The organism is Paenibacillus sp. NRS-1781 (genome assembly GCF_050467745.1).
Lineage (GTDB): Bacteria > Bacillota > Bacilli > Paenibacillales > Paenibacillaceae > Paenibacillus > Paenibacillus terrae_A.
Map to the genome: position 1 here is coordinate 44796 of NZ_JBITPI010000058.1, position 26349 is coordinate 71144.

A 26349-nucleotide genomic window follows, 5' to 3' on the forward strand; every position below is an offset into this window, starting at 1 on the left:
TCATTTTATGTAAGATCGCTCAGACCAATTATCCCACGAAGTTGGAAATTCATCGCCCTGGAGCGAAATCTCCACGACAATTAGGCTTGTATCCTTAAAGCATACCGTCACGAAAAAATGCCGACGCAGCAAAGGAACCTGATCAAAGCGATACCAGATATAGTCATTACTTAGCTCCCTCACCGAATGAAAATATTTCGAATAAAAAGCGGTCTTTAGCATCTGATCTTCCGTTAAAGAAGAATAAATCGCATGTTCATCATCGACCTGAATGATTCCCGATTCCCAATTATTCATCACTGCCTCTCCTTCAACCATGTACAAATCTCCTAAAACGAACTCTCTCCGTCCTTAATGGCTCATATGAGTGAAAATGGCACAACTTCCTCACCCGGTGTAAAGCCAAACTGGCTTAATCTATCTTCCAATTCTTGAATCTGCTGGAGATAATGCTCCGGCACAGAAGGTAGATCATTTTCATTCACTAACGTTCCTCCAAGTCTGGTACGTGATATTCAGCACTTTTCCACATCGCCTCAAAAACAGTTAGCGGCTGCACAGTTCGTACCACATCCATACTGAAAATCAAATCTGCAATCCGATCCTCCGCGAGTGTATCCAGCCAGAAAAATCCTGGTTCCCGTTCCGGTATGCACATGCAAAATCTCTTCAGCCGACATCGTAAACCCACTGAATTCAACGTCAATCAGCCAATACGTATGTGAATCAGACTCCACTTTATGGATACCGTTTATAGATTGGACAGGCTCCTGTTCTAACTCCAATGCAAGAATGCTCGATACATCCTTACTCCCATGTTCAGGTAAGTTCATGTATGCTCCTCCTCATTACCTGTTATTCTCTTTGTGATTTCCTATAATTCTCAAGCTCTTTTACGTCCCTATTCCTACGCCAGCTAGCCATGTTGTACTTTTGGAAGCTGTATACGCTCGATTGCAGGAACTATCGCTTTAAAAGTAACGCCATTTATAGACAAAGGAATCTCGGATGATTCATCTACAGCTTGATCTTCTTTAGACTCGACAATGGGCTGCAATTGTTATTGTTTTGTTTACGTAATCAACTGTGTAGTCAGAGGACGACATGTGCAAATTGTCAATAATTAAGGTTTCTTTCCATCTCTTAGTACCATAGAATTGTCTGCATGTGCTCTTTCTGTTTCTACAGCAAACAAACCCATGAGCATCGTAGAAAACATAAATAAAAATATAATCCTTCTGAACTTCGTCCTTATTTCCCCTTTTTGAATCTTTCTTTTTGGTAAATCATAGCATAGGGTTAAATGAAGTTCATTCCATCTGATGATAATTATGGATATGAAACCTTACTTTTTTTCAAGCCGTTGTTCCATATTCTTATGTAGTTCCCTGAATTGATTCTCATGCCGGAGTAGCCATTCCTTTCTCCATAAGCCCCCCGCATAACCCGTTAATTTCTGGTTGGAACCAATAATTCGGTGGCATGGAATCACGATACTCAGCTTGTTTTTCCCATTGGCGCTGCCTACAGCTCTAATGGCTTTTTCATTTCCAATCGAAAGGGCAATGTCTTTATAGGCCGCCGTCTCACCGTAGCTTACTTTTACCAAAGCATCCCATACACTTTTTTGAAAGTCTGTAGCCTCAAAAGCATAAGGAAACGTAAACTCATAGCGCGTACCTTTAAAATACTCATCAAGCTGACTAGCGCATGCCTCTAAAACGGGGTGTGAAGTCTCGTCCAGCATCGTGGTAGTTGATGTATCCCGATCAGAAAACATGATAGAACGGACAGCTTCATCTGTACCCCCTATTTCTATCTCTCCAATCGGGGACGCATAATTCAATACATATTGCCTGCTCATAAAAAGATAACAACCTCCTGTGTCTATATATCTAAAGCATCTATTCACCTGTTCAGCTTCCTGTATTCACTGGGGGAACACTGCTTCAAACAGCGAAATGCCTTATAAAAATTCGAAGGACTTTGAAAGCCCGTCTCATAGCAAATTTCAAGATTGGTACAATCCGTGCTTTTAAGCAGATATGCTGCTTTATCTACTCTTATTTTTTCCAGATAGGTACGCGGGGTTTCTGAGGTTTCCTGTTTAAAGATTCGATCCAGATAAAAGGGACTTACTCCAGCATCATCCGCAATATCCTGCAATACCAGTCTTTCCTTATAATGATTGATCAGAAAGGTAACCACAGTCTGGACAAGCCTGATATACGGTGAATGTTCAATATGAGGCTGACATCTTTTACAGGCCCGAAACCCCGCCTTTTCCACAGTGTCGATGTCATCATAAAACTCAACATTAATTTTTTTCGGCTTTTTGGATCGACAGGAAGGTCGGCAGTATATTCGGGTTGTTTTCACTGCGGTAAAAAACACCCCGTCATATTTACGATCACACGCCATAATTTTCTCCCACATTTCTTCAAAAAAAAGATTGATTTCAGCCATGATCGAATATTCTGTCCTTTCTATAGTTCATCCTCACGCATATAAATGTGAAGTATCTTGTAGCTCTATTAGCTGCTCGGCGTTCTTTTACAAAGCAACCATGATATGACCCCGGAACAAAAATTCCGCTCGCTCCACTCTCCACATACGCATTTGCTCGTTCTATCGTTTCCAAAAGCGGGGTATCCTTTTGCAAATATGTATCTGTTCTTGCATTTATAAAAAAATCGTTAAATCCATGAGTATCCAGTGCTGCTCTAATCTTGGACAGAAGGTTACTATGCAGAACCACTTCTCGAAGTCCCTTTTGCTGTTTTAATGAATCTTCAATATTAATCCCTGCGACTCCCACATCTGCTGTCCTTAAAACATGCTCGACAATCGTTGCTGTGTCCTCCCCATACCAAAGCCACGGCAGATAACAAGTCCCACGCATTCCCCAAAAAACAGTTCCTCTGAAGTATGAAGTGCTTTAAATTACTGTATTCTATTCATAAATATAGCCTCCTGATATGTGATGTAACTCATTTTATCAAGAGACCAGCTTGGTTTCGTCCTCATTCTTGCGCTTATGCTCTCGGGACATCTTATTTGTTTCGAATCCACTAGGCAAATTGAAATTATTTTCGGCATTCTGTCTTCGGAGGATGCGGAGAATCTAATGAGAATTTCTCAAAAAATGCTGGCTTAGAGCGGAAAATACTGCCCGGGAAGTCCAAAACTTGCAAACTCCTGAAACAGTCTTGTAAAATGTTCCTTAAGTCGAAAGAGAGGTCGTTAGACCAAACGATAGCTGGGTGGAAGTCTGCCACTACTTCGGATATTATGTATTTGCTGCAACGTCAAACGTTGATTGGTTTGGGCCGGGAACTACCATTTCACAAAATCGTTCTATGATTTCATAAACACGGAATAGACTTGAAAAAGGAACATACGTTCTGTATAATCTAGCTTAGCACATTGTATAATCCTGAACTAACGGAGATGCGGACATGGACACTAAATTTATTGAGGAACTGCGCGAGATTAGCAGAAATGACAAGCGCAGATCCGAATTTCTCATTAAGGGTATGAAGGAAACACTTCAGGAACGAAAAGAAAAAAACTTTATCGAAAGATGGATTTGGCGTCAAAAAAACAAGAAGCGTATAGCGCGGAAGTTCAAATCCCGATAGATCAAAAGGCTTTCTCTCTAACGATAGCAGCCTTCATCCAATTAAGTTTATATGGATTTATCGAGGGTGGTAAAATTACTGCTAAGTCAAAGAGGGCCTCCAAACCTTCTCCACGGCCGGGTCCCCTCTTTTCTATTTACCAATAAACCTTATTCTGTAGCACTCACTTACGTTTGAACTGAGGATCTCCGTGAAAGCAAATACGTAGCCACAATGGCGATAGCGAGACCTGACCTACAACCACACCACCAATTCCGGCTCCAGCCGCAATTGCAAGCTACAGAAACGGACACAGAAAAAACTAAAATCCCCTCTACTCAGTCTCGTCCAACCGTAGGCTTGCGAATCACGGACACGCTCGATTCCCTGACGATCAGACGAGGCTCGAATTGCACACGCTCGTAATCGCCCGGTGTCTGCTCCTGAATCCGCTTGAGCAGCAGCTCCGCAGCCAATCGAGCCACCTCTTCTCCCATAATGGAAACAGAGCTGATCTGCGGCGTCGTTACTGTAGCCCACAAATTGTTATCAATGCCGACCACAGCAACTTCCTCCGGCACCTTTACACCCAAAGCCTTAAACCGATTCACAATTCCTATCGCTACCATATCGTTAACCGCATAAATGGCATCTGGCATGTGCTTTAAGCTATAAAAATAATCGGCTGCACGCAGCCCTGTCTCAAAAGAGAAATCATCGCCAAAATAAACAAGTGAAGGGTCCACATGCTGGAGAGACTGTTCATAAGCGAAGTACCTTTCCTCGATTTTATCCTTCGCAGCGCCTGCGTAAGCAATTCTCGTTCTCCCGATTTTAAGCAAATGCTCCATCACAAGGCGCCCCTCATGTCGGGCCAGACTGACGATATCGGCTTTGACGTCTTCGCCCAGCTTTTTGCCATAGTTAATGATGGACACCGGAACGCTGGCTTTGTTGATCAGATCGACCAGCATTTTGGGATACGCCAGCGGCATAATAATTAGCCCGTCCACATGCAGCTTCTTGACCTCACGCACCGTTTCAAGCTCCATCCTCGCGTTCCCGGCGGTATTAATTTGTACAACACGGTAACCATGCTGCTTGGCGGCCTGCTCCACAGACCAAGCGATCTCGGGAATAATCGCATTACGAATATCCGGCACAGCCAGCGCAATTTGGAATGTCTGACGCACCTTCAGGCTCTGAGCCGAGGTGTTGGGCGTAAAGCCCATTTCTTCAATCACTTGCAAAATCAATGCTTTCGTTCTTGGGCTAATGCCCTCACTATCATTAATAGCCCTCGATACAGTCGCAATACCGACCCCTGCTCGCTTGGCTACATCCTCTATGGTTACTTTTTTTTGATCTGGCACGCCCAAAATCCTTTCACGGTCGGAATCGTTTTCTGACTTTCATAATTAAAGTCTCTATATTGATATTATACCATAGAATGAGTAACTAAAAATTGAAGTAGTTTTCTCCTACATCGCTGCCCCACTAAAAATTATAAAATCTCTTTGTACAAAGCGGTAAGCCAAATATAGCACTGTAGTAACAAGTGATTATATTCACACAAAAATCAAGTGCTTTTTGTATGAATTTGGTTTGACAATGTGTAAAAATTGTGACATATTATCTTTCGGAAACGTTTCCTAATTCATCCGATTTTATAGCAATTAAAGATCATATATTCGTCAAGGAGATGACAGACATGCAAGCATTGAGATGGCATGGAGTAAAGGATTTACGTTTGGAAAACATTGAGCAGCCTGCCGCTCTGGCAGGAAAAGTAAAAATCAAGATAGAATGGTGCGGTATTTGCGGAAGTGATCTTCATGAATATGTAGCAGGACCTATTTTCATTTCCCAAGATGCTACTCATCCTTTGACTGGAGAAAAAGCGCCGATCGTAATGGGACATGAATTCTCTGGACAAGTCGTCGAAATCGGCGAAGGTGTAACCAAGATTCAGGTTGGCGACCGTGTTGTCGTAGAGCCGGTTTTTGCGTGTGGAAAATGTAATGCATGTAGACAGGGTAGCTATAATCTTTGCGATAAAATGGGCTTCCTCGGTCTGGCAGGCGGCGGCGGTGGATTTTCTGAATATGTCGCAGCTGATGAGCATATGGTACACAAAATTCCAGAAAGCGTGTCTTTCGAGCAAGGAGCTTTGGTAGAGCCTTCGGCCGTTGCTTTGTATGCTGTTCGTCAAAGCCAGCTGAAAGTCGGCGACAAAGCCGTAGTATTTGGGGCTGGTCCTATCGGATTGCTAGTTATTGAAGCTTTGAAGGCTTCAGGCGCATCTGAGATTTATGCAGTAGAGCTTTCCGAGGAACGTAAAGCTAAAGCTGAAGAGCTGGGTGCTATCGTGATTGATCCTAAGACTTATGATGTTGTGCAAGAACTGCACAAACGGACTAACGGCGGCGTAGATGTAGCTTATGAAGTCACTGGAGTTCCTCCTGTGCTGACTCAAGCTATTGAATCCACTAAAATTAGTGGACAAATCATGATCGTCAGCATTTTTGAAAAAGAAGCTCCGATCAAACCGAATAATATTGTCATGAAGGAACGTAATATGACCGGCATTATCGGCTACCGTGATGTATTCCCGGCTGTCATCAGCTTGATGGAAAAAGGATATTTCCCTGCTGACAAGCTCGTTACCAAACGTATTAAGCTTGAAGAAGTGATTGAGCAAGGTTTTGAAGGTCTGCTGAAAGAAAAAAATCAGGTTAAAATCCTGGTATCTCCAAAAGCTTAATTTAGAATGAAAAATCAGATGTCTGCCATATGCAGGCATCTTTTTTTATAAAACGAGGCAGCAATTCAAGAGTACATATCATCTTCTACTATGTCTACCATGAACAAAAATTCCTGCTCGAAATAAGGCGAATAAACGATTTCCATGGTACAATTTGTATAAATATAATGATTTTGAAATACATAGGGGGTAGACAGCATGAGTGGTTCAAAAATGGTATTAAGTACAGGAGCTAATGCTCCTTTGGGCTCAGAAGAAATAGTGCGGGTAAAAATTACATGGGAGCATGCGCCAGCCGAGCTGGATGTTAGCTGTTTTATGGTAGGAACCAACGGAAAGGTTTCCTCAGATGACTATTTCATTTTTTACAATCAACCAGCTGATCCGCATGACCATGTACGGTTACAGCGTCCGAATGACAAAACCGCTGAATTCACTGTAGCCTTAAGGGATTTGCAAGGAACTGGGGTTGATAAATGTGTATTTGCCGCCACTCTGGATGGTCCAGGCACTTTTGCCGATGTGATTGGCTGCACATTGACCGTTCAGGGAAGGCAGGTACATATCGCCTATAGCATTACCGAGGCCACCAAAGAAACGTCACTCGTATTCGCTGAAATATACCGCCATACGTCAGGCTTCAAGCTCCGCGCAGTTGGGCGTGGCTTCAACGGAGGCCTGAAACCGCTTGCCGAGGCGCATGGTGTCACCGTGGAGGAAACGGAATCGCCAGCAGCACCGACGAATACTGTGAATGTCAAAGCGGAGGCGGCGGCTTCCTTTCCCGGTAGCGGAAAAATCAATTTACTGAAACAGAGTGTGCAAATTTCACTGAAAAAGAAACAGATAGACCATGAAAAAGCACGAGTAGCGGTTGTATTAGACGCTTCTGGTTCCATGGGGAAGCTGTACTCACTGGGAACCGTGCAAAAAGCCTTCGAACGTGTATTGGCTGTAGCCGCCTGCATGGATGATGACGGTGAAATGGACGTATGGTTTTTTGCAGACAAAGCCCAACGCGCTCCAAGCGTCACGGTACGGGATTACGAGAATTACGTAAAACGAACTTTCCCAGAACCTGGATATGGGAGAATAGGAGTAGGTAACAATGAGCCTGAAGTGATGACGGATATTATTTTAAAATATACAAAAGAAGTACCTAATGAAACAATCCCAACCTACATTATCTTTTTCAGTGATGGCGGCGTGTATGAAACGAAAAAAATATCAAAGTTGCTGATCAAGTACTCGAAAACTCCGATTTTCTGGCAATTCGTCGGACTCGGTAATGCCGATTTTGGAGTCCTTCAAAAGTTGGATAATCTGCGCGGTCGTGCAGTGGATAATGCAGATTTTTTCGCCTTGGATGACATCGACTCCGTGACAGACGCAGAATTGTACGACCGTCTACTAAACGAATTTCCTGGTTGGCTTAAGCAAGTGCGGGCCAAAGGAATATTGCGGAGCTAATCCTTCACTACAATGCGAAACTTCATTATTCCTCTCCATTTTGTCATAGTAGAATGATGTAAGATTAACTCCTTGCCAAATCCTATTTCTTTCATTTCCTAATTGGATATTTTCATGTAGTATAAATCTAATTAAAGCAACCCTGTTTGGCTTGCTGAAGATCGACTTGATGAAGGAGGATTTCGGATTGAAATCAAATGAAGCCACTTTGCACAAAAAGCTGCTCCCTAGGCATATTACCTTTATGGCTATGGGTGGAGTTATCGGGACCGGTATCTTTAAAGGAAGTACCGAAACGATCAGCTTGGCGGGGCCTGGAGTTATTTTATCCTATGTCTTCGCGGGACTTCTGCTCTTGGTCGTCATGGGCGCGATTGCCGAGATGGCTACCGTCTATCCCAACATGAATATGAAGGATTTTATTCGCAAAGCTTTTGGAGAACGGCTTTCCTTCATCATCGGCTGGTTGTATTGCTTCATGTGGCTGGCCGTCTGCATCATTGAGGTTATCGCAGCGGGAAGTTTCCTTCAATACTGGTTACCGGGTGTTCCCTTATGGGTACTCAGTTTAGCAAGTGCAGCCTTCATTATTGTGGTCAACATGCTAAGTGTCGGTGGTTTCGGGGAACTGGAATTTTGGCTTGCGGGTATTAAAATTACCATGATTATCATCTTTATTGCATTGGGCGGCTGTATCCTGTTCGGCATTATCCCAACTGAAACTCCGCCTTATCTTAGCAATTACATACAGCATGGCGGATTTCTCCCCAATGGCTGGCTGGCTATTTTCTCAGCGCTGCTGGTGGTTACTTTTTCCTACGGAGGGTCTGAGCTGATTGGCCTGACGTTAACAGAAACAGAGAATCCGGAAAAGGTACTTCCCAAGGTGGTTAAAAGCTTTATTTTTCGCGTAGTGTTGTTCTATACGCTGCCGATTCTCATCATTTGCGGCTTGATTCCCTGGAATAAACTGGATGCGAATACCAGCCCGTTCGTACAGGTGCTGTCTTCGGCAGGACTTCAAGGCTCGGCCCATGTCATGAACTTCATTTTGATTACCGCCGTACTGTCTGCCGCCAATTCGGGGATTTACGGGGCTACACGTATGCTGCATTCGCTGGCAGTCAACGGAGAAGGTCCTAAATCACTCGCCCGGGTATCCTCGAATGGGGTTCCGGTGAATAGTCTCAAATGGTGTGCCGTGATCCTGATTGTCGGTTCGATGGTCGCTTATATTGCTCAAGACGGACTGTTCCGTATTCTGATGGCCGTACCGGGCTTTGTCGTATTGCTCGTCTGGAGCTGTATTTGCTTGTCGCAGCTAAAGCTGCGCAAATCTTACCCGGTAGAGCCAAGCTTCAAAATATGGGGATTTCCTTATGTCACAGCGATAACCGTCGGATGCCTGTGGGTGATTGCGTTCCTGTTCTTGCTTGATCCGCAAAACCGGATCAGTATCAGCGTATGCGTAGCTTTCATGGCGTTCCTGATTATCTGGTCTTTGGTGAAGTTCCGGGGAAAGCAGGCGTAAGCAGCTCATGATTAAATCGTATCTGTTTCCTGTTTCTTACGCCTTTCTCGCCTTTCCTTTTGCCGCGTTGCTGTTTACGCTGCCTTTTCTAATCGTACAGTACCGCAGACATGGTTATATCCATAAAACGAGGGCATTGATACTTTATCTGTTGCTTTTATACTTAATGAATGCTTTCTTTCTGGTCATTTTGCCGCTTCCGGCATCGCGTCATAATACGGCGTTAACTGGAGGCGCATTGCAGCTCATGCCCTTACAGTTTATTCACGACATTATAAGGGAGACATCCGTTACTCCCTCCCAACCCTCCAGCTATCTGCATTTGCTGAAGGAACGCGCTTTTCTCCAGGTCGTTTTTAACGTTCTTATGACTGCTCCTTTCGGTATGTTCTTACGTTATTATTTTCGTGCGCGGTGGGGATGGTGTCTGATCCTGTCCTTTGGCCTTTCCCTCTTCTTTGAGGTGACACAGCTAACCGGACTATACGGATTTTTTGACCATGCGTATCGTGTGTTCGATGTGGACGATCTGATGGCAAATACATTGGGCGGTATGCTGGGCTTTCTTGTGGGCGAGTGGTTTTCGCGTTTCCTCCCGCGTCTGGAGCATCTGGACAAGCATTTGGACATCACAACCAAGCGGGTATCCTATACCAGACGGGGCGTAGCCTTTTTCATGGATTCCATGATCTGGACAGGTCTGCTCGGTGTTATGGATTACCTCCGTGTACCTGCCGCCTTCTGGGTATCCAGTGGAGTATACTTCATGCTGATTCCTTACTTGACGAATGGACGAACCCCAGGTAAATGGCTGGTGCGGATACATCTTGCGGGGACAGGAAAACGTATTTCCCTGTGGGAGCTCATGAAGCGCTACAGCCTCTTGTATTGGTTGTATTTTGGCATGAATTACGTACTGGGTGGACCCGTGCTTTGGCCTCAAGTCCCTCCATGGGCGGGTGTTCTGATCAGCCTGATGCTGTTGGTCATCGACGGATCGTTCTTTTTGCATCTGGTTATACGCCTGTTCAGAAAGGGGCCTTTATTTTATGAGGAGCTTAGCCATACTACCCACCGAATTACATGGCCCAAGCGACTTCGCCCCCATCAGTCTGACACCACTGACCCTACTGATGGGTCGGAAAGTTAATACACCCAAGCAGCACAAAAACAGGCGAAGCAAAGGATTCTTCCTTTGTTCGCCTGTTTTTTCTATATTGCGTATAGATGATAACTCGTTTCTTTTATTTCCATTGAGCAACTTGGTCAATCGGCAGACGAGTGGATGGATGGCCATCATTGGTTCCTTTACCTATGGAAATGAGCATCACAGGTACATAACGATCTTTCTCAAGACCAAAAGCTTCAGCGATTCTGCTCTTGTCATATCCACCGATTGGATTCGTATCGTAACCATGAGCACGTGCCACCAGCATCAACTGCATAGATACCAGACCACCGTCGATCAGAACGGTTTCTTTGTTTATAGCAGGATCAAGCGCTGCAAAATGAGCTCCTACTTTCTCCTGTTGCATTTCCTTAATATCTTTTGGCATATAGCCCAGTTCTACAGCTTCTCCGAAAATTTGATCAAAATTATCAAAGTTGTTCAAATCCCCGAACACGGCAATCACTGCCGAAGATGTCTCGACTTGACGTTGATTAAAGCTGGCGAGCGGTGCCAAGGTTGCTTTACCTTCCGGGCTGTCAATCACAAGAAAACGCCAAGGTTGCAGGTTAATGGACGATGGAGCGCGTGTCGCTTCAGTCAGAATCTCTGTCATTTCTTCGCGGCTAATTTTCACAGACGGATCGTATACTTTGACAGAACGGCGGCCCAGGGCAATTTCTTTAAAATCATTTGTTTTGACAATATTGGATGTGTTCGTATTACTCATTCAAATCTCTCCCACTATAATTAATATTTTCTCATGTTTTCTCACTCGTTCTTCGGTTTTCAGCCATTGACATATCGAACACTGGAAAAGTCATATAAGTATGTCATTATTTTCTTGTAGAGCCGATGACAGGAATAGAGTTGGGACATTTTTCCCAATCTATGGATCGACTTCTATGATCGAACCTGGGATATCCACTCCTGACTCTTGACGGCTTACCCTCCCATGTCACGCGGGGTCTTTGCCCTTATGGAAATGGTAAAGTATTGGTGCAGTGCTTTAAACTCCGCATTCTTCGCCACCATGGGCATCACGGCCCGAAACAGTAGCGCTCTTAGCCTTGCGCGTCCTCGTTTGGTATACTGGATTTTCCATTTTTCTTCCCAGGGCTGTTCTCTTTGAGATTCAGTCCGGCCAGCCGTATAATCTTCTTCTGACATTAGCGATCAGATAATAATTTTCCTCCGAAACCAATGTTTTCTCTTTCGCTTTCCTTAATCAAAACAATAAAAGCCGATTCGGGTACATTCATTATGGTTGAAGCTGATGTGGTAAGTTCAGTGACCAACGATCTTTTTTGTTCTTTATTTAATTTGCCTGCTTCAATAGTAATTACTGGCATGTAAATTCCTCCTTATTTCCCCTAGGGGTGTAATATAATTGGGGTCAGTCCATCTCGGACATATGACCATTCATAACTTGCAGCATATCGGCTAACTGGTGCCGTTGGGTCTCGTCGAAGCTTTGGAGCAGCCGATCCACAAACTGTGAGCGTTCCTGTTTAAGAGTAACAATACGTTCACGCCCATAATCGGTCAGGCTTACCAGTGTAACCCTGTTATCCTCTGGCTTGGTGCGCCGCGTGACCATGGATGTCGCTTCAAGCTGCTTCAAATGGCGGGTTACGGCTGCACCGTCGATGCCAACCTCTTTTTGCAGCAAGGTCTGACTGATCTCATCCACCTGATACAGCTTGCACAACAGCTGTAATCTGGATGCGCTAATTCCTGCACATCGCTCAAACTTGGAGCTAATCTGCTTGTTCAACAGCCACAGCGCTTCAAAAATATAGTTAGCCTCGGGTGATGTTTGGGTGATAGCAATCTCTCCTCCCTCAAGCATGTCACTCGGCTTAACAATCCAACCTTTGATCCATCAATAATTGATCTATCATGTAATATACATCCTCTTGGAGAACAAATCAAGTCCCTGTGAAAAAATAAAGTGACTCTTATCAAATAAAAGCTGAGCAACCCCGCAAGGGACTACTCAGCTTCCTCTTGTATAACTTACTTATGTGATAGCTCATACAACGCTATTCAGCTTCTCTTACCCTCTTCCAGCCGCAGCAGCCTAGCCTGTATCCCATCCATTAAATGATCCCGTGAGACAGCATAGCGTCTGCCACACGGACAAATCCGGCGATGTTCGCCCCTACAACCAGATTCCCAGGCACGCCGTATTCCTCAGCCGCCTTCACGCTGTTCGCATAAATATTCTTCATAATATCATTCAGCTTGGTGTCCACTTCCTCGAAGGTCCATGACAGGCGCATGCTGTTCTGTGACATTTCGAGCGCAGAAACTGCAACCCCGCCTGCATTGGCAGCTTTGGCTGGTCCAAACAGAACCCCATTGCCCAAAAATACTTCAATAGCCTGTAGCGTGGATGGCATATTCGCACCTTCACCCACAGCCTTTACTCCATTGCTTACCATCAATTGTGCTGCTTGTTCGTCAATTTCGTTCTGTGTGGCACATGGCAGTGCGATATCGCATGAAATCGACCAGATACCGGAACAGCCCTCTGTATATATTGCGCCTGGACGCTCTTGGGTATACTCGCTAATCCGCAGACGATTGACTTCTTTAAGCTGCTTCACCAGATTCAGATCAATGCCGTCCGGATCATAGATGTAGCCATTCGAGTCACTACAGGCAACGACTGTAGCGCCGAGCTGCTGTGCTTTTTCAATCGCATAAATAGATACGTTACCCGAACCCGACACGACCACACGTTTTCCCTCAAAGGACGAGCCTTGAGCGTACAGCATTTCATTTACAAAATACACGCAACCGTAACCCGTCGCTTCCGTACGTGTGAGACTACCTCCGTAATGAATCCCTTTGCCTGTGAGGACGCCACCTTCATGTCCCCCGCGAATCCGTTTGTATTGCCCGAACATATAACCGATCTCACGCCCGCCTACACCAATATCTCCTGCCGGAACGTCGGTATCCGGGCCAATATATTTATACAGCTCGGTCATGAAGCTTTGTGTAAAGCGCATGACTTCGTTATCTGACTTCCCCTTGGGATCAAAATCGGAGCCGCCTTTGCCGCCGCCAATCGGAAGACCTGTCAGTGCGTTTTTGAAAATTTGCTCAAAACCCAAAAATTTAACGATTCCCAGATACACCGACGGATGAAAACGGATTCCGCCTTTATAAGGACCGATGGCACTATTAAATTGTACCCGGAAGCCACGATTGACCTGTACGTTCCCTGCGTCGTCTACCCAAGGCACACGGAAGGTAATGACCCGTTCTGGCTCCACAAGCCGTTCCAAAAGCCCCTGCTGCATATACTTGGGATGCTTGGCCAGTACCGGAACCAGCGAATCCAATATTTCCTTGACGGCTTGATGAAATTCATTCTCATGAGGATTGCGCGCGATAACCTTCTCAAAAACGGACTGCACATATTCGGCTGCTGCCTGTTGACTCTGCTCTGAACGGATAATGGTCACTTTTCTAAAACACTCCTTTATATTTGACTCCTCTACCAGAGAACAGAACGGATTCATTCCGTGTTCTTGAGAGTAGGGTTTTATGTATTCATAAAATTTAGTTAACTATACATGATTTTTTATAAAAATACATCTAATTTGCTCATAAAAAAATTTTGGCCCCTTCATTAAATATCTCTATGAATCTATCATTCCTTGTCATATTACCAAGCCAAAATCCCTTGTTTTACGGGGATTTTCACGATGAAACGAGGTTTTTATACCTTACTCCACAAGGTACAATAATGTGAACAAAATAAGGTTTATATCCATCATCCAGAATGAGGTTACGTGGCTAGTTTATCCAAAAGTATGAAAATAATTAAAAAGAAGGCTACACACGGAGCATAGCCTTCTTGGGGTTCAATCGTATCATGATGTCCTGGCACCCGTTCTTAGCGTGATTGTCTTCTACACATAGAAGGCTTCAAGCTGACGCACAATTTCCGCTTCGTCATGCTCTACCACCTGCTGATGCTGCGATTTGGAGAACAATTGCTCAATCTGCGCTGGGAACTCCTGCTTAATGTCCACCAGACGAATCGCTTCGTCGAATTTGGCCGGATGCGCCGTCGCAAAGGTCACACACACTTCTCCCTCGCCATTATACGCCTCATACGCGGCAATACCGCAAGCCGTATGCGGGTCCAGCAAATAGTCATATTCGGCTTTGTATTTGCTGATCAGCTCCAGACACTTTTCGTTCGAAGCGCCCAGGGCTTCAAAATCCTGCTGTACGCGTTTTAAATCTTCCGCACTGATCAGAATCCGTCCTTCGGTTTTGAGGGTATTCATGTATTCAGTTACCTTCGCTGCATCTTCTCCAAGGAAATAGTACAGATATCTTTCGAAATTGCTCGCCACCTGAATGTCCATGGAGGGACTATACGTGCTTTTAAAGCCGCCCGGCTTATATTCACCTGTCTTCACGAAGCGCTCCAAAATATTATTTTCATTTGTCGCAATAATCAGCTTATGAATCGGCAAGCCCATTTTCTTCGCGAGAAAGCCGGAAAAGATGTTGCCAAAGTTGCCGGATGGCACGCTGATATTAATCTTCTTCGTACCCGCAGTCTCCTGTGCCCGGAAATAAGCATAGAAGTAATATACCGTTTGCGCCAAAATACGCACAAAGTTAATCGAGTTAATCGCCCGCAGATGATGCTTACCTTTGAAATCAAGATCGGCAAACAGGTCCTTAATGACCTTCTGACAATCGTCAAAGTTCCCTTTCACGGACAGGTTCAGTACATTTTTATCGTCAACGGTCGTCATTTGCAGCTCTTGTACCTTGCTCACCTTTTGGTGTGGGTGCAAAATACAGATTTTAATGCCTTCCTTGCCACGCACGCCCTGAATCGCTGCCGCCCCGGTATCACCCGAGGTTGCACCCAAAATGTGAATGATCTCATGCTGCTTCTTGGACACGTAGGAATAAAATTCACCCATAAATTGCAGCGCCACATCCTTGAACGCAAACGTCGGTCCGTGGAACAGCTCCAAAATATAGAGGGAATCGTTGAGCTTCTTCACTGGCGTGACTTCCGGGTGGCGGAAGCTCGCATAACTGCGCTCCACCAGTCCCTCCAAATCCTCACGAGGAATTTCATCATTGATATACAGCGCAAAAACTTCCAGCAGCAGCTCTCTGTAGCTCAATGTGGCCCATTGCTCCAGCGTTGCCGCCGACACCACCGGAATCTGCTCCGGTACCATCAGGCCACCATCGTCAGCTAACCCCATGAGCACGGTATCAATAAATCCCTTGGCTTCTACTCCACCTCTAGTGCTTATATATCTCATATCCATCCCCCAATAAAAATTCAATTCGAAAACCTATTTTCGAATATATTATTGTCTATAATACCCTGTCGCGGTGCTGTAACCAAGCCCTTTTTAAATATTTTAAGAACTTTCTCCTACTTTACCATACCCCGATGTCCCAAGCACCTGTAATACGCAGGCAATCGGATCATTAGTAATAGGCTGTGAGTATGGAAAAAAGGAGGTTGCTCCCGTGATTATGACCCTGAAATCGTGAGTGCAGCCAGCTTGAGCGAAGGTGAGGTGCAGCTTCCTGTAAAACACAAATCGTTGCCAACTTCCTCAATCTGCTGTAACACGTCAAAGAGATTACCGGATACGGTAATCTGATTCACCGCTCTGACCACCTTCCCCTGCTCAATCCAGTATCCCAGACAAGCCAGCGAAAAATTACCGGACGCCGTATTCGTACCTGCATGCAATCCTTGCAGCTCGACGATCATCAACCCGCGATCCATTTTGCGCATCATATCCTCCAAGGTAGAAGAACCGGGAGCCACATACAGATTATGATAAGACACACCAATTTTGCCGTTATAGCCGCCCTTGGAAGCATTAGAGGTGCTTTGCACCCCAGCCTTGCGAGCAGTCTTGCGGTTATGGAAGTACGTCCGTAGTACCCCGTCCTTGATCAGCTCGTTGCGACGTGTAGCACTACCTTCAGCATCGAATGTGCTGCCTGCCGGAACATTTTCCATCAGCGGATCATCCACCAGCGTGAGCTTGGAGCTTGCCACCTTTTCCCCTAATTTCCCTGCTAGACGTGAGAAGCCTTTATCCACTGACTCTGCTGAAAATACCGACGTATACGCAGCCAGCAATTGTGCTGCGGCATCATGACGGAAAATGACCGGATAGTTATCCGATTGAATCGTGTGAGCACCCAGCTTGGAAACAGCCTCTTTTACGGCTCTATGCGCCACATCTGCAATATTGATTTCCTCCACACTCCGCAGGGAATAATCATGCCAGCCCCCGGTGACCGTCTCGTCATTTTCTTGGGCAATCACGTAGACATAAGCGGTCGCCAGACTTTTGCGGCGATGACAGTGCAGCCCTTTCGTGTTGACAATCAGGACTTCATTTTCACGAATGCTGACCGAACAGTGCCGAGCCATTACAATCCGTGGATCTGCGGCAAGCGCTGTACGCTCCATCTCCAGCGCCGCTTCGATAAGAATCTCAGGAGCCGTGTCAGCTAACGCTGCGGCATGGGCAGGCTGCTCAGGGTAGCTTGCAGAGCCTTCGAACAGTTCATCCTGTTCCTCGCTCTCCAATATGTCCGCGTTGCTGCGTGCTTCCTCCAATAAAAAGTCGATCACGTCCGGCTCCAGCTTCTCCGTAGAGGCATAGCCCATTTTCCCGTTCATGACGCCCCGGAAGGAAAGTCCGCCATTTTCAACGATGGTATATTGGTCAATTTCTCCCTTCAGTACCTTAACCGAGGTAGATCGTCCATTTACATAGTAGATTTCCATATCCGTGTAGCCGATTTCCCGACCTTTTGTGAACAACGCTTCCTGAAATTGCTGAATATCCATCGCCTATTCCCCCTTCCGTCCGCCGACGGTCATTTCGGACACTCGAATCGTGGGCTGTCCGCAGTTGACTGGAAGACTTCCGCTGACCGAGCCGCACATCCCTTGACCATGATCCAGATTGTTGCCGACCATATCTATGTTTTGGAGCGTTTCAATCCCTTTTCCGATCAGCGTTGCGCCTTTGACCGGCTCGGCAATTTTTCCGTTACGAATCATATACGCCTCCTCGACGGCAAAATTGAACTCGCTTGTCGAGGTGTTCACCGAACCACCGCCCAGCGATTTGGCATAGATCCCGTTCTCCGTATTCGCAATGATCTCTTCACGGGTCGAATCTCCGTTCGCAATAAACGTATTGTTCATGCGGGAAGCAGGCGCGAATTTATAGGATTGTCTTCGTCCTGACCCCGTCGCAGGTACACCCATCTGGCGCGAGCCCATGCGGTCGATCAGATATCCTTTTAAAATACCGTTCTCAATCAGTACGTTGCGCTGTGTCGGCGCTCCTTCATCATCTATATTCAGCGAGCCCCACGCGTTCTGAATGGTTCCATCATCCACAGCCGTGACGAGCGGCGAAGCCACCTGCTGCCCAATCTTATTCGCAAACACGGACGTTCCATGCGCCACTGCCGTAGATTCCAGCCCATGACCACACGCCTCGTGGAAAAGAACCCCGCCGAAGCCGTTCTCAATCACGACGGGCAGTCTGCCGCTAGGCGCGTATCCTGCTGTTACCATTGTGGTCGCAATACGGGCCGCATCTCTCGCATTTTCCTCGATATTCAGGCTCTCCAGAAATTCAGTCCCTGCATACGCCCCCGGCCCGCGAAAACCGGATTGTCTATGCTCCCCAGCTGTCGCAATCGCGCTTATTCTCATGCGTGTATACGTGCGGGTATCCTCCACCAATAGTCCGTTGCTATTGGCGATCAGCACGTTCTGGATCGAGTTGCTAATGCCAATGGAGGTTTGCGTAATGGAAGGATCGTATTGGCTTGCCGCCTCATGCGCACGTCTCATCATGTCGATCTTGGCGCGTTTCTGTGAACCGTCGGGAATGATGGCAATCGGATGGTGATTAGGGATCGCGTGGGGATGGAGTGTGATCGGTTGTGTACCTGGCGCTCCACCTCCGCGAATGGCCTTGGCGGCCGATTTGGCTAGTCGAATCAGGCTCTGCTCGCTCATGTCACTGGTGTAGGCGTACACCGAAAAATGCTTCTTCATGATCCGAATACCAATCCCGAAATCCCGGCCTGACAGCGCCGTATCCACGATTCCCCCGGTCATTCCTAACTGTCCATTGGTACGGTCCTCGACGAACACCTCTGCAAAATCTCCGCCCGTCTCCAGCGCGGCTTGCAGCATATTTTGAATCTGTGTTGGATGGTTCATCACGTTCCTCCTCGTTTTTTGCATTTTTGCATTATAGAAATAGTGCGGTTAAGCATCGTGATCTGCGGGTTCATGTTCATTTCCCATAACTTTACTATACATGATGTTGGGAGTGCGTGTAACTACGTGAGCGGTGGTGCTTGGAGGGTGATCGAGATTTTATGGGTGAGGATAGGGCTATAAAATGAGAAAACCCGAGTAGACCGTGAAGGGTCATGTCGGGTTATTTGAGTATTTTGATTACGGGCTGGATTGAGCAAGTACGTGCATGTGAGGTCGCTACGTGGACGGATCATTCTTCCGATCGCTGTTGCCCCCAGATTGTTTTATTATATTCTAATGGTAAAAATCCGGATTCAAAGGCGAACGCTCCGCTTCTTCAGAACGATTCCGTCCCCTCCGCTGCTATGCTTGGATTTGCTTCATTTTATTTGCCAAAATACTTTTTTTCAAACGTACTTTAAACAGTTCTCTGCGTAAATCCAGTTCCATGATATGAAGATGGTCTGCTGCTTCTTTGACCGTTTCCATGTGCAGTACGCTTGCCTTTTGAGAAATAATAGCCAGCGCATCCATAATGAGCTTTGTGCATGTTTTAAGTCTCTCTATGTGTTCGTCTTCCTGCTGTACCAAACTCTCATATTGTTCGGCTGTATTTTCGGAAGGCTTCGTATGTTCCTCCCCCTTAGGCTGTTTCCGTTGAGTATCCAAGTTATCATCTCCTTTATATAAGGAGTGTAGCAAAGGATGATGTCGGATGTGGTACGTGGATACGTAGCAATGAGAGAATAATAGAGAGAGCAAATAGAACAATTTCAGTATGGAATGTAGGGCAAAAATTATCGGAAAATAAGAAACTTAATATAACGAGCTAAAGTATATCAAGGGGCACACCTGTTGATTAACCACTAAATGGTAGAAAAAGAGCCGTCAACTCGGTAAAATGTTTGTACCCCTACAAACTTAACCGAAAGGTGACGACTCCATGAAAAAGTCTATCACGATCCCATTCATCCTTCCATCCATTCTGACACCGGAAGAAGTGCAAAGCGTTACCAAGGGAGCAGATTATGAAGACAAAGCCCGTAAATTCACAGTAACCCACTTACTTCAATACGGGTGTGTAGCTGCCTTAGAACAATGGGACAGTTATCGTTCCGGGGTGGATCATGCCGCTCGCAGTGGCTTAACTATGTGATTCTTTCCTTTGCTCGATTTTCTCGTCTTTTTCTTCTGCAAAATCTACCGGTGGAATGGCTGATCCAGATTCAGCATGTTCTTCTTAAGCGTGTCTCTGATTCTATGAATCAAATTACTTATTCTGGTTAATCAACAGGCGTGATATGAAAGTTAGTTTACGCCTCTGTGCATGATATACTAATTTCCTTTAGTAACTTAACAAAACTCATCACGTTATATGTATCAAACTCTTTTCGGATGTATATCATATGTATATACATCATGCAAAGGATGGGGTATAATTGGAACATAAAACGAGAAGGGATATGATCCTCATGACGACTACTACGCTTAGCAAATGGGGAAATAGCATTGCGATCCGTATTCCGAATCAGCTACTTAAACATCTTGATTTGGAGGAAGGCTCTGAGGTTGAAATGATCGTAACATCTGAAAAAGAAATTATCCTTCGGCCTCTCATAAAACCTCAAGAAACGAATGAAGAATTGCGCGACCATTTGTCTATGCTACTTTCAAAAATTAAAACAGATTCGCCACGTCACAAAGAAGTTGATCTTGGTATCGAGGGAGACGAATTGATTTGATCATTCCTGCACGCGGAGATTTGGTTTGGCTAGATTTTGATCCACAAGCTGGACGACGACCCGCAATCACACTATCTGATAAACCTTTTAATGAGTTGACTGGTTTTGCCGTCATGTGCCCCATCACGAACCAATCTAAAAATTACGCATTTGAAGTTCCTTTACCGGACGGATTACCCTTTAACGGCGTTGCTCTCACCGATCAAATGAAAAGTCTGGATGTTAGAAAGCGTAGAATTAAAATTGTTGGCAATGTATCTCCCGACTCCGATTTTATGAAAAGTCTCCTTCGGAATACTCGATCCATATTAGCGTGAAAATCGTTCCTCTTGCATAAAATCCAAGCAAAAGTCTTGCCTTTATTTAAATAAGCAATCTGAACTGGAAAACCGATGTAGAGAAGCGAAAATAAGCAGTCCATTCTCAACCGAGGATGGGCTGCTTATTTTTCATGAGCTTCACCATTTGTTTTACGTTTGCAATCCCCATAGGGAATAGCCTAATACTGGAATTAGGTTGTTCCCATACCATAGAATTCAATCACCAAATAAGCCTGTTCTCCTGCTCCGCAAGTGCATGACAGCAGCCCATCCTTTTGCATGTGACGCAGGTAGTCGAAGTCAGCACTATTCCCGCACTCAACCCTCGTACAATTTCTTGAGCGTGGGACATTTTCAAATTGCTTTCCATCTCTTGCATATCAATGCTTTCGCGTTCCGATTTATTACTACCATCCACGTGTCGAGACGATGAAAAGGAATATACATCCTCTGCTTTCCAGAAATACACATAGAAAATCCCCCAACGAATGGGCCATTCTATAAACTAACTCTCTCTTTTAACCGATAAATACATATGCTGGATTTAGGAAAGGAGACACCTATGGAAAATATCGTGACGTACGGTCATATCGAAATCATGCCTTATGAATTCGTTCGCCTTCATGAGCTTAAAATCTTAAAAACAGTCAATGACCATGCCCGGATGATCTGTACAGGCATCATCTCGGAGAAAAAGCGCGAGCTGTATGTACGTGCTTCAGATGAAGAAACTCAGGTCAAAGCTTTTGTTACAGACAAAAATGGCAATCGACAGCCCCTTTTTCGAGGTATTGCCCTGGATGTGGAGGAAAAAGTCGTTCACGGCGTTCATTACCTGACCGTCGAAGCCATATCTCATACCTATGAGCTAGATATTAAGCGGCATCAGCGCTCTTTCCAGAACCCCAAGCTCACCTACACGGGTCTGATCGAAAGTATCGTATCGGACTACTCCAAAGCCGAAGCCATGGATGTTGTGTCCCATAAGAAGCCCATCGGCACCTTTATCATGCAATATGATGAAACCGACTGGCAATTTTTGAAACGGATGGCTTCTCACTTCTACTCTCCACTCATTCCTGCGGTGGGCTATGGCGTACCAAAGTTTTATTTTGGCCTGCCTATGGGCCTGAGCAAAGGAGAAATACAATCCACCAATTATAAAGTCACCAAACGGGTCGCGGATTTTCAAACCGCCTCCGAAAACCATATTCCCGGCGTACGCGATGCTGATTTTATCCAATATGAGGTCGAGACAGAGAAGCTGCTGGAGCCTGGGTATGAAGTGACCTTCCAAGGCCATAAGCTGATCGTAGCTGAGGTGCTAACGGAGATGAAGGATGGCGTGCTGACCCATACCGCCAAGCTGTCGCCACGAAGCGGCTTACGTCCTATTAAAGACTACAATCGCTCCATTATCGGTGCTTCCATTCATGGCAAGGTACGGAGCGTTCGTGGGGACAAGGTCCGCGCCCAGCTCGATATGGACGATCAGCAAGATCCGAACACGGATTACTGGTTCCCCTACTCTACCATTTATGCATCTGCGGATAACACGGGCTGGTATTGTATGCCTGAGGACGGGGACAGCATTCGTATTTATTTCCCCAGTTATAAGGAGGAAGAAGGATACGCGATCAGCTCGGTTAAAAGAGAACCGCAGCCTTCCACGGGAAAATCCTCTGCCGCTTCTGGACATGCGACTGCTGCTGCTTCGTCTGCCGGAGCAAAGTCTTCTTCGGCAATGTCCGCAGCAGCTCCTGCACCAGATCGAATGGCTGACCCGGCCATTAAGACGCTGCGAACGAAATACGGCAAAGAAATCATGCTGGCCCCGGATCAAATCGTCATCTCAGGTAACGGAATGTCCATTGTGATTAACGATAAAACCGGCATTGATATTGTAAGCGGAAAAAATGTGAGTATTAGCGCGACCTCCGATATCGTTATGAGTTCCGGCAACATCCAGCTTTCCGCCGGAAAAATCGAGCTATCCGGTAAAGGTAACACTATTACGCTGGATGACAAAACCACCTTCTCCGGCACGGAAATTAAGATGAACTAACGGAAGGTGAGAACTAGCAGATGGATAAACAAGCGGCGTTACACCATTTTAAGGAGTATCATTTTACACCCTTACTGGAATTACAGCTGGATACGCTGGAAAACAAGTTCCAACGTTGTCAGGATCAGCTCATTTCGGACTTCAACAATTCGTTCAGGGATTTGTGTATACGCATTCTAAGCATGCAGCAACAAGGTCAAAAAGAACACATTGGATATATCCACTATTCATTCTTGCGCACTCAGATGCTGGAGCAATCCTACCTATACATAGTCGAGGCTTATTCTGCTGAATGGTACGAAGATGATTCCGATTGCAAGCTAACCTATGACGCATCATGGGCTTACGCACCGATGAGTACCATGTTGGAAACCTTGGAGCAGGAACGAAAAATATACATGGGGACGATTACTTCTGTGGACGTTGAACGACTGATGCTGGAATCCGCACCTTTTTTCCACCAGTTTGTGAACTCCCTCCTGCGCTTAGGAATGGCAGAAGCAGTTCAAATGCCTGAGTATTTCGCCATTCATAAAGCTGATCGTTTAGCCATCCGAACAGGCGAGTACAAGGATATCAGCGAGAATCTATATGTCGAAGATCAGAAAGCGCTTGTTCCAGATGATGTAAGCGAACAATTGATGCAATCCAGTGAAGAAGAGCCCTATGTTTACGAAAACCTAAAGCGGCTCTCCCTTCCCCACCTCCACCTGACCCGAAAGGATTTGCGCTATAACGATTTTAGCCACAGTGACTTACGGGAAAGCCAGTTTCACACCTGCATATTGATCGGGAGCATCTGGCAACGAGCGAATTTGGAAGGAGGCAGCTTTCAGGGGTGCCTACTGACCGACACGGATTTTAGATATAGCGATTTGAGAGGTGCTAGCTTCAGCCGTGCCAGTGGACAGCCACATCGGGAATATGGAGCTCGGGTGCCGGGGCTATGCGGACTTCGTTTTGAATACACCAATCTGGATGGGGCCGATTTTACGGATGTACATTCGTTTGAACATGCGTATTTTGAGGGGGCTTCGATGCAAGGAACCCTTGTCCCGCGAAGGTACCAACAGCATTGGAAGCTGAATGAAGCTCAGCGTCAATCCATCGTGTGGACAGAGTAAGGAGGAATGTGTATGCGCCATTATTATGTGCTGGTCGACGATCATCGTATTTCGCGCCAGATCGAACCTGTAAATACGGTTCTTTTTAAAACACCATTTGTTGGCATGCCCCCGGCTCAGGTTTTAGATGTTCATGCGACAGAAGATGCGGAGTATGCGGACTGGCTGCCTTTTTCAGCCTCACAGCCGCTGCTTTCCGATCCGATGAAACGGATTCTGGAGCTATATAATCCACAAGCCCGTTTTAAACAGCTGTATATCGTGAACCGGGAGCCTGGCCGCCAGGAGTTATATTGGATTTCATCTGTTCCCTCTGTGGATGGTATTTCAGAGCAGACTGAATTTTATCCGCACGATCAAACGCTGAAACGCCTTGTGCTGGATAGTCAAAAGGTGAATGGACATCATTTTTTTCGACTGTCCAACGTAAAGGAACCTTATTTCATCGTTAGCTTGGAGGCTGCTGAAAGCTTACTTCGTCGAAGTTTGCGTGGTTTTCGGCTACAGAAGCTAGAACTCTTATAAGGAGGTTCAATCTTGACGGAGCATTGGGATGAATTTTTTTTGAAGCTGCATTATCAACAAACGTTGAAAGAGCAGTTAAGCGGGGCGGAGAACGATGAAAGCTGGATGCTGGTATCTATTGAAGAAGCGATAGAGGGAATTTTGAAGGGCTCACTAACCCTTCCGGATCAGCAGGAAATCCGTTTTCAAGCCCTTCCTGTTTTCGAGGATCAACTCACCCTATCCCTGCCGGATTCTCTCATTCCAGAGGCTCGTGCCAGGCAGACGATGGACCCATCGAAAAGCTACATCGTTCAAGACAAGCTGGGCGGAATCCTGTTCGGACTGCACCAAAGTGGGCAGGATCTGGACCCCTCGCAAATAGAAATCTATCAACAACAGATGATTGAGCAAACGAGTCGTGTACAACCGAGTATGAAGCTTGTGGATGAAAAGGCTCTTTCTATTCAAGATACTATCATGGGCTGCTATGAAGCTATTTTTCTAGTTTCCCCCTCCCCTTATTATCAGATTGCCTTTGTGCGCTCCTGGCATGGCAAGGCTGTGATCGGGAGCTGCCAGTTTAAGCTCGAGGATGCCCCCCTATGGGTTCCCTTGACCTATGCCATGCTGCACACCGCGACATGGTCGGAGCTTTCTTAAATGTTTACCTTTTATCCAAGGAGGTGCTTATATGTTTTTACCCCTACTTATTAAGGCACTGGCCCAAGGTGCACTCAGCGGAGAGCATTCCTATGTGGTCAGAGGAGCCAAGCTACAGTGCAGTCAAGGTACAGACCCGGGTGTGCTTAATACGATGTACAGCCACGGCGTCTACATTAAGGATAAACCCGTCCTGAGCGTAGAAGATGCCATTTGTGGAGCGAATATTAGCAAAATCAATGCTTTTGGTCTGTGTAAATTGAAGCAGGGTCTTCCCTGTGAGCCGGAAATTGCGTTTGGGTCCAAGTGGACAGGCGGAAAAGAGGATGTGTTGATCGAGGGTGCCCCTGCCCTGCTCAGTAATTCGACCTTAATGTGTAGCTGCACAGGTGTAACAGACGCGATATCCTCCTTTTTTGCTGGAGGCAGCACGGACAATTCCGCTACGGGATCGGGTGGTGGAGGCATCATCTCCATTACAGATGACGGACAGGATGGCTGATTTTATCAAGCAAGGAGAGTAAGGGATGAGCATCGTAGCGAAAGACCGCTTTACCTATCAGCATCTACATGTCATCTGGCCCTATGGAAAGCTGCGACTTTCACACGTCCACATGAGTCATGAGCTGGGAGAACATGCCAGACTGGTGATCACAGGCAGCTTGGAAGCCGATCAGGCAGACACGATCATTACTAAAGCGAGCAGCGACGATAAAATCGAACTCTGGTATTCGGATGCCAAGGAACGGAAACACCCTTTATTTATGGGGCAATTGTACTGCGTAGATGTACAGCACCTGCATCAAGAGATCGTGGTGAATCTCGACGTCATTTCTCATAGCTTCAAACTGGATACGCAGCTCAAAAACCGCTCCTTTCAACACATCCATCAAAAGTATGTAGATATTGTAGATGCGGTACTAGCCGATTATAAAGGCTCAGACAAGATTGATGAAGCTTTTGAGAAAAAAGCGACAGGTCAATTCATCATGCAGTATCAGGAGACGGATTGGACCTTTTTAAAACGGCTGGCTTCGCATGTAGGTGCCCTTCTC

Annotated in this window: 28 protein-coding genes and 2 pseudogenes; 14 read left to right on the plus strand and 16 right to left on the minus strand. The window is 45.9% G+C overall.

Annotation, left to right across the window (positions count from 1 at the left end):
- The 6 genes and pseudogenes from ACIFO6_RS20705 to ACIFO6_RS20730 form a co-directional block, all read right to left on the minus strand.
- Entirely contained in the window at positions 1-318 is a 318-nt protein-coding gene (locus tag ACIFO6_RS20705; protein ID WP_430043434.1) for a hypothetical protein, read from the minus strand.
- A 41-nt stretch (positions 319-359) separates the two neighbouring features.
- Complete coding sequence (locus ACIFO6_RS20710; RefSeq protein WP_430043436.1) at positions 360-485, minus strand: hypothetical protein; 126 nt, start codon at positions 483-485, stop codon at positions 360-362.
- Positions 486-536: 51 nt separating this feature from the next.
- Complete coding sequence (locus ACIFO6_RS20715; RefSeq protein ID WP_430043438.1) at positions 537-833, minus strand: hypothetical protein; 297 nt, start codon at positions 831-833, stop codon at positions 537-539.
- 512 nt (positions 834-1345) lie between these two features.
- On the minus strand, positions 1346-1864 hold the full coding sequence (locus tag ACIFO6_RS20720; RefSeq protein WP_430043439.1) for a methylated-DNA--[protein]-cysteine S-methyltransferase: 519 nt from the start codon (positions 1862-1864) through the stop codon (positions 1346-1348).
- Between the two features lie 44 nt (positions 1865-1908).
- Positions 1909-2466: a bifunctional transcriptional activator/DNA repair enzyme AdaA gene (locus ACIFO6_RS20725; RefSeq protein WP_430043441.1), complete on the minus strand. Its 558-nt coding sequence runs from the start codon at positions 2464-2466 to the stop codon at positions 1909-1911.
- A 109-nt stretch (positions 2467-2575) separates the two neighbouring features.
- A pseudogene (locus ACIFO6_RS20730) lies at positions 2576-2869 on the minus strand (isocitrate lyase/phosphoenolpyruvate mutase family protein); the annotation flags it as partial.
- Between the two features lie 589 nt (positions 2870-3458).
- On the opposite strand from ACIFO6_RS20730, the gene ACIFO6_RS20735 reads away from it, so the two are divergent.
- Positions 3459-3641: a hypothetical protein gene (locus ACIFO6_RS20735; protein WP_430043443.1), complete on the plus strand. Its 183-nt coding sequence runs from the start codon at positions 3459-3461 to the stop codon at positions 3639-3641.
- A 317-nt stretch (positions 3642-3958) separates the two neighbouring features.
- Here ACIFO6_RS20735 and ACIFO6_RS20740 read toward each other — a convergent pair whose 3' ends face one another.
- Entirely contained in the window at positions 3959-4993 is a 1035-nt protein-coding gene (locus ACIFO6_RS20740) for a LacI family DNA-binding transcriptional regulator (protein ID WP_430043445.1), read from the minus strand.
- A 338-nt stretch (positions 4994-5331) separates the two neighbouring features.
- Here ACIFO6_RS20740 and ACIFO6_RS20745 point away from each other — a divergent pair, with 338 nt between their 5' ends.
- From ACIFO6_RS20745 to ACIFO6_RS20760, 4 genes are all read left to right on the plus strand, one after another.
- On the plus strand, positions 5332-6384 hold the full coding sequence (locus ACIFO6_RS20745) for a 2,3-butanediol dehydrogenase (protein ID WP_430043446.1): 1053 nt from the start codon (positions 5332-5334) through the stop codon (positions 6382-6384).
- Between the two features lie 198 nt (positions 6385-6582).
- On the plus strand, positions 6583-7854 hold the full coding sequence (locus ACIFO6_RS20750; RefSeq protein ID WP_430043447.1) for a VWA domain-containing protein: 1272 nt from the start codon (positions 6583-6585) through the stop codon (positions 7852-7854).
- 187 nt (positions 7855-8041) lie between these two features.
- Complete coding sequence (locus ACIFO6_RS20755; RefSeq protein ID WP_430043448.1) at positions 8042-9385, plus strand: amino acid permease; 1344 nt, start codon at positions 8042-8044, stop codon at positions 9383-9385.
- Positions 9386-9392: 7 nt separating this feature from the next.
- Entirely contained in the window at positions 9393-10535 is a 1143-nt protein-coding gene (locus ACIFO6_RS20760) for a VanZ family protein (protein ID WP_430043451.1), read from the plus strand.
- Positions 10536-10629: 94 nt separating this feature from the next.
- Here ACIFO6_RS20760 and ACIFO6_RS20765 read toward each other — a convergent pair whose 3' ends face one another.
- The 9 genes and pseudogenes from ACIFO6_RS20765 to ACIFO6_RS20805 all read right to left on the minus strand — a co-directional run bounded on the left by ACIFO6_RS20765 (position 10630) and on the right by ACIFO6_RS20805 (position 19545).
- The gene (locus ACIFO6_RS20765; protein ID WP_430043452.1) at positions 10630-11283 is read right to left on the minus strand and encodes a nitroreductase family protein; all 654 of its coding nucleotides are present in this window, start codon (positions 11281-11283) and stop codon (positions 10630-10632) included.
- Positions 11284-11540: 257 nt separating this feature from the next.
- Positions 11541-11716, minus strand: a pseudogene (locus ACIFO6_RS20770) (transposase); the annotation flags it as partial.
- Positions 11717-11722: 6 nt separating this feature from the next.
- Positions 11723-11905 (minus strand): 4-oxalocrotonate tautomerase DmpI, encoded by a 183-nt coding sequence (gene dmpI, locus ACIFO6_RS20775; protein ID WP_354454040.1) that lies wholly within the window; start codon positions 11903-11905, stop codon positions 11723-11725.
- 44 nt (positions 11906-11949) lie between these two features.
- On the minus strand, positions 11950-12405 hold the full coding sequence (locus tag ACIFO6_RS20780) for a MarR family winged helix-turn-helix transcriptional regulator (RefSeq protein ID WP_430043455.1): 456 nt from the start codon (positions 12403-12405) through the stop codon (positions 11950-11952).
- A 250-nt stretch (positions 12406-12655) separates the two neighbouring features.
- On the minus strand, positions 12656-14032 hold the full coding sequence (gene gdhA, locus ACIFO6_RS20785; protein ID WP_430043458.1) for an NADP-specific glutamate dehydrogenase: 1377 nt from the start codon (positions 14030-14032) through the stop codon (positions 12656-12658).
- A 450-nt stretch (positions 14033-14482) separates the two neighbouring features.
- A complete protein-coding gene (gene thrC / locus ACIFO6_RS20790; RefSeq protein WP_430043459.1) occupies positions 14483-15874 on the minus strand; it encodes a threonine synthase in 1392 nt (463 codons plus the stop codon).
- Between the two features lie 218 nt (positions 15875-16092).
- Positions 16093-17436: a TldD/PmbA family protein gene (locus tag ACIFO6_RS20795; RefSeq protein ID WP_430043462.1), complete on the minus strand. Its 1344-nt coding sequence runs from the start codon at positions 17434-17436 to the stop codon at positions 16093-16095.
- A 3-nt stretch (positions 17437-17439) separates the two neighbouring features.
- A complete protein-coding gene (locus tag ACIFO6_RS20800) occupies positions 17440-18834 on the minus strand; it encodes a TldD/PmbA family protein (RefSeq protein WP_430043465.1) in 1395 nt (464 codons plus the stop codon).
- 405 nt (positions 18835-19239) lie between these two features.
- A complete protein-coding gene (locus tag ACIFO6_RS20805; protein ID WP_430043467.1) occupies positions 19240-19545 on the minus strand; it encodes a hypothetical protein in 306 nt (101 codons plus the stop codon).
- 274 nt (positions 19546-19819) lie between these two features.
- On the opposite strand from ACIFO6_RS20805, the gene ACIFO6_RS20810 reads away from it, so the two are divergent.
- The 9 genes from ACIFO6_RS20810 to ACIFO6_RS20850 all read left to right on the plus strand — a co-directional run.
- Complete coding sequence (locus tag ACIFO6_RS20810) at positions 19820-20032, plus strand: hypothetical protein (RefSeq protein WP_430043468.1); 213 nt, start codon at positions 19820-19822, stop codon at positions 20030-20032.
- Between the two features lie 283 nt (positions 20033-20315).
- A complete protein-coding gene (locus ACIFO6_RS20815) occupies positions 20316-20618 on the plus strand; it encodes an AbrB/MazE/SpoVT family DNA-binding domain-containing protein (protein WP_430043469.1) in 303 nt (100 codons plus the stop codon).
- A complete protein-coding gene (locus ACIFO6_RS20820; RefSeq protein WP_430043471.1) occupies positions 20615-20935 on the plus strand; it encodes a type II toxin-antitoxin system PemK/MazF family toxin in 321 nt (106 codons plus the stop codon). Before ACIFO6_RS20815 ends, ACIFO6_RS20820 begins: the two co-directional genes overlap by 4 nt.
- 565 nt (positions 20936-21500) lie before the next feature.
- Positions 21501-23003 carry a hypothetical protein gene (locus ACIFO6_RS20825; RefSeq protein ID WP_430043474.1) on the plus strand — a complete coding sequence of 501 codons (1503 nt, stop codon included), beginning with the start codon at positions 21501-21503 and terminating at the stop codon, positions 23001-23003.
- Between the two features lie 20 nt (positions 23004-23023).
- Positions 23024-24127 (plus strand): pentapeptide repeat-containing protein, encoded by a 1104-nt coding sequence (locus ACIFO6_RS20830; protein WP_430043476.1) that lies wholly within the window; start codon positions 23024-23026, stop codon positions 24125-24127.
- 12 nt (positions 24128-24139) lie between these two features.
- Positions 24140-24652 (plus strand): imm11 family protein, encoded by a 513-nt coding sequence (locus ACIFO6_RS20835; RefSeq protein WP_430043478.1) that lies wholly within the window; start codon positions 24140-24142, stop codon positions 24650-24652.
- Positions 24653-24664: 12 nt separating this feature from the next.
- Entirely contained in the window at positions 24665-25294 is a 630-nt protein-coding gene (locus tag ACIFO6_RS20840) for a hypothetical protein (RefSeq protein WP_430043480.1), read from the plus strand.
- 31 nt (positions 25295-25325) lie between these two features.
- A complete protein-coding gene (locus ACIFO6_RS20845) occupies positions 25326-25796 on the plus strand; it encodes a DUF4280 domain-containing protein (RefSeq protein WP_342415070.1) in 471 nt (156 codons plus the stop codon).
- Positions 25797-25821: 25 nt separating this feature from the next.
- On the plus strand, positions 25822-26349 hold a 528-nt coding region (locus ACIFO6_RS20850), incomplete at its 3' end, for a contractile injection system protein, VgrG/Pvc8 family (RefSeq protein ID WP_430043482.1).

What these genes read in the sequence shown, in the direction of transcription:
- ACIFO6_RS20705 (WP_430043434.1), bottom strand. Translation starts at nt 318, where the DNA reads ATGGTTGAAGGAGAGGCAGTGATGAATAATTGGGAATCGGGAATCATT.
- ACIFO6_RS20715 (WP_430043438.1), bottom strand. Translation starts at nt 833, where the DNA reads ATGAACTTACCTGAACATGGGAGTAAGGATGTATCGAGCATTCTTGCA.
- ACIFO6_RS20720 (WP_430043439.1), bottom strand. Translation starts at nt 1,864, where the DNA reads ATGAGCAGGCAATATGTATTGAATTATGCGTCCCCGATTGGAGAGATA.
- ACIFO6_RS20725 (WP_430043441.1), bottom strand. Translation starts at nt 2,466, where the DNA reads ATGGCTGAAATCAATCTTTTTTTTGAAGAAATGTGGGAGAAAATTATG.
- ACIFO6_RS20735 (WP_430043443.1), top strand. Translation starts at nt 3,459, where the DNA reads ATGGACACTAAATTTATTGAGGAACTGCGCGAGATTAGCAGAAATGAC.
- ACIFO6_RS20745 (WP_430043446.1), top strand. Translation starts at nt 5,332, where the DNA reads ATGCAAGCATTGAGATGGCATGGAGTAAAGGATTTACGTTTGGAAAAC.
- ACIFO6_RS20750 (WP_430043447.1), top strand. Translation starts at nt 6,583, where the DNA reads ATGAGTGGTTCAAAAATGGTATTAAGTACAGGAGCTAATGCTCCTTTG.
- ACIFO6_RS20760 (WP_430043451.1), top strand. Translation starts at nt 9,393, where the DNA reads ATGATTAAATCGTATCTGTTTCCTGTTTCTTACGCCTTTCTCGCCTTT.
- ACIFO6_RS20765 (WP_430043452.1), bottom strand. Translation starts at nt 11,283, where the DNA reads ATGAGTAATACGAACACATCCAATATTGTCAAAACAAATGATTTTAAA.
- dmpI (WP_354454040.1), bottom strand. Translation starts at nt 11,905, where the DNA reads ATGCCAGTAATTACTATTGAAGCAGGCAAATTAAATAAAGAACAAAAA.
- ACIFO6_RS20780 (WP_430043455.1), bottom strand. Translation starts at nt 12,405, where the DNA reads ATGCTTGAGGGAGGAGAGATTGCTATCACCCAAACATCACCCGAGGCT.
- thrC (WP_430043459.1), bottom strand. Translation starts at nt 15,874, where the DNA reads ATGAGATATATAAGCACTAGAGGTGGAGTAGAAGCCAAGGGATTTATT.
- ACIFO6_RS20795 (WP_430043462.1), bottom strand. Translation starts at nt 17,436, where the DNA reads ATGGATATTCAGCAATTTCAGGAAGCGTTGTTCACAAAAGGTCGGGAA.
- ACIFO6_RS20800 (WP_430043465.1), bottom strand. Translation starts at nt 18,834, where the DNA reads ATGAACCATCCAACACAGATTCAAAATATGCTGCAAGCCGCGCTGGAG.
- ACIFO6_RS20810 (WP_430043468.1), top strand. Translation starts at nt 19,820, where the DNA reads ATGAAAAAGTCTATCACGATCCCATTCATCCTTCCATCCATTCTGACA.
- ACIFO6_RS20825 (WP_430043474.1), top strand. Translation starts at nt 21,501, where the DNA reads ATGGAAAATATCGTGACGTACGGTCATATCGAAATCATGCCTTATGAA.
- ACIFO6_RS20830 (WP_430043476.1), top strand. Translation starts at nt 23,024, where the DNA reads ATGGATAAACAAGCGGCGTTACACCATTTTAAGGAGTATCATTTTACA.
- ACIFO6_RS20835 (WP_430043478.1), top strand. Translation starts at nt 24,140, where the DNA reads ATGCGCCATTATTATGTGCTGGTCGACGATCATCGTATTTCGCGCCAG.
- ACIFO6_RS20845 (WP_342415070.1), top strand. Translation starts at nt 25,326, where the DNA reads ATGTTTTTACCCCTACTTATTAAGGCACTGGCCCAAGGTGCACTCAGC.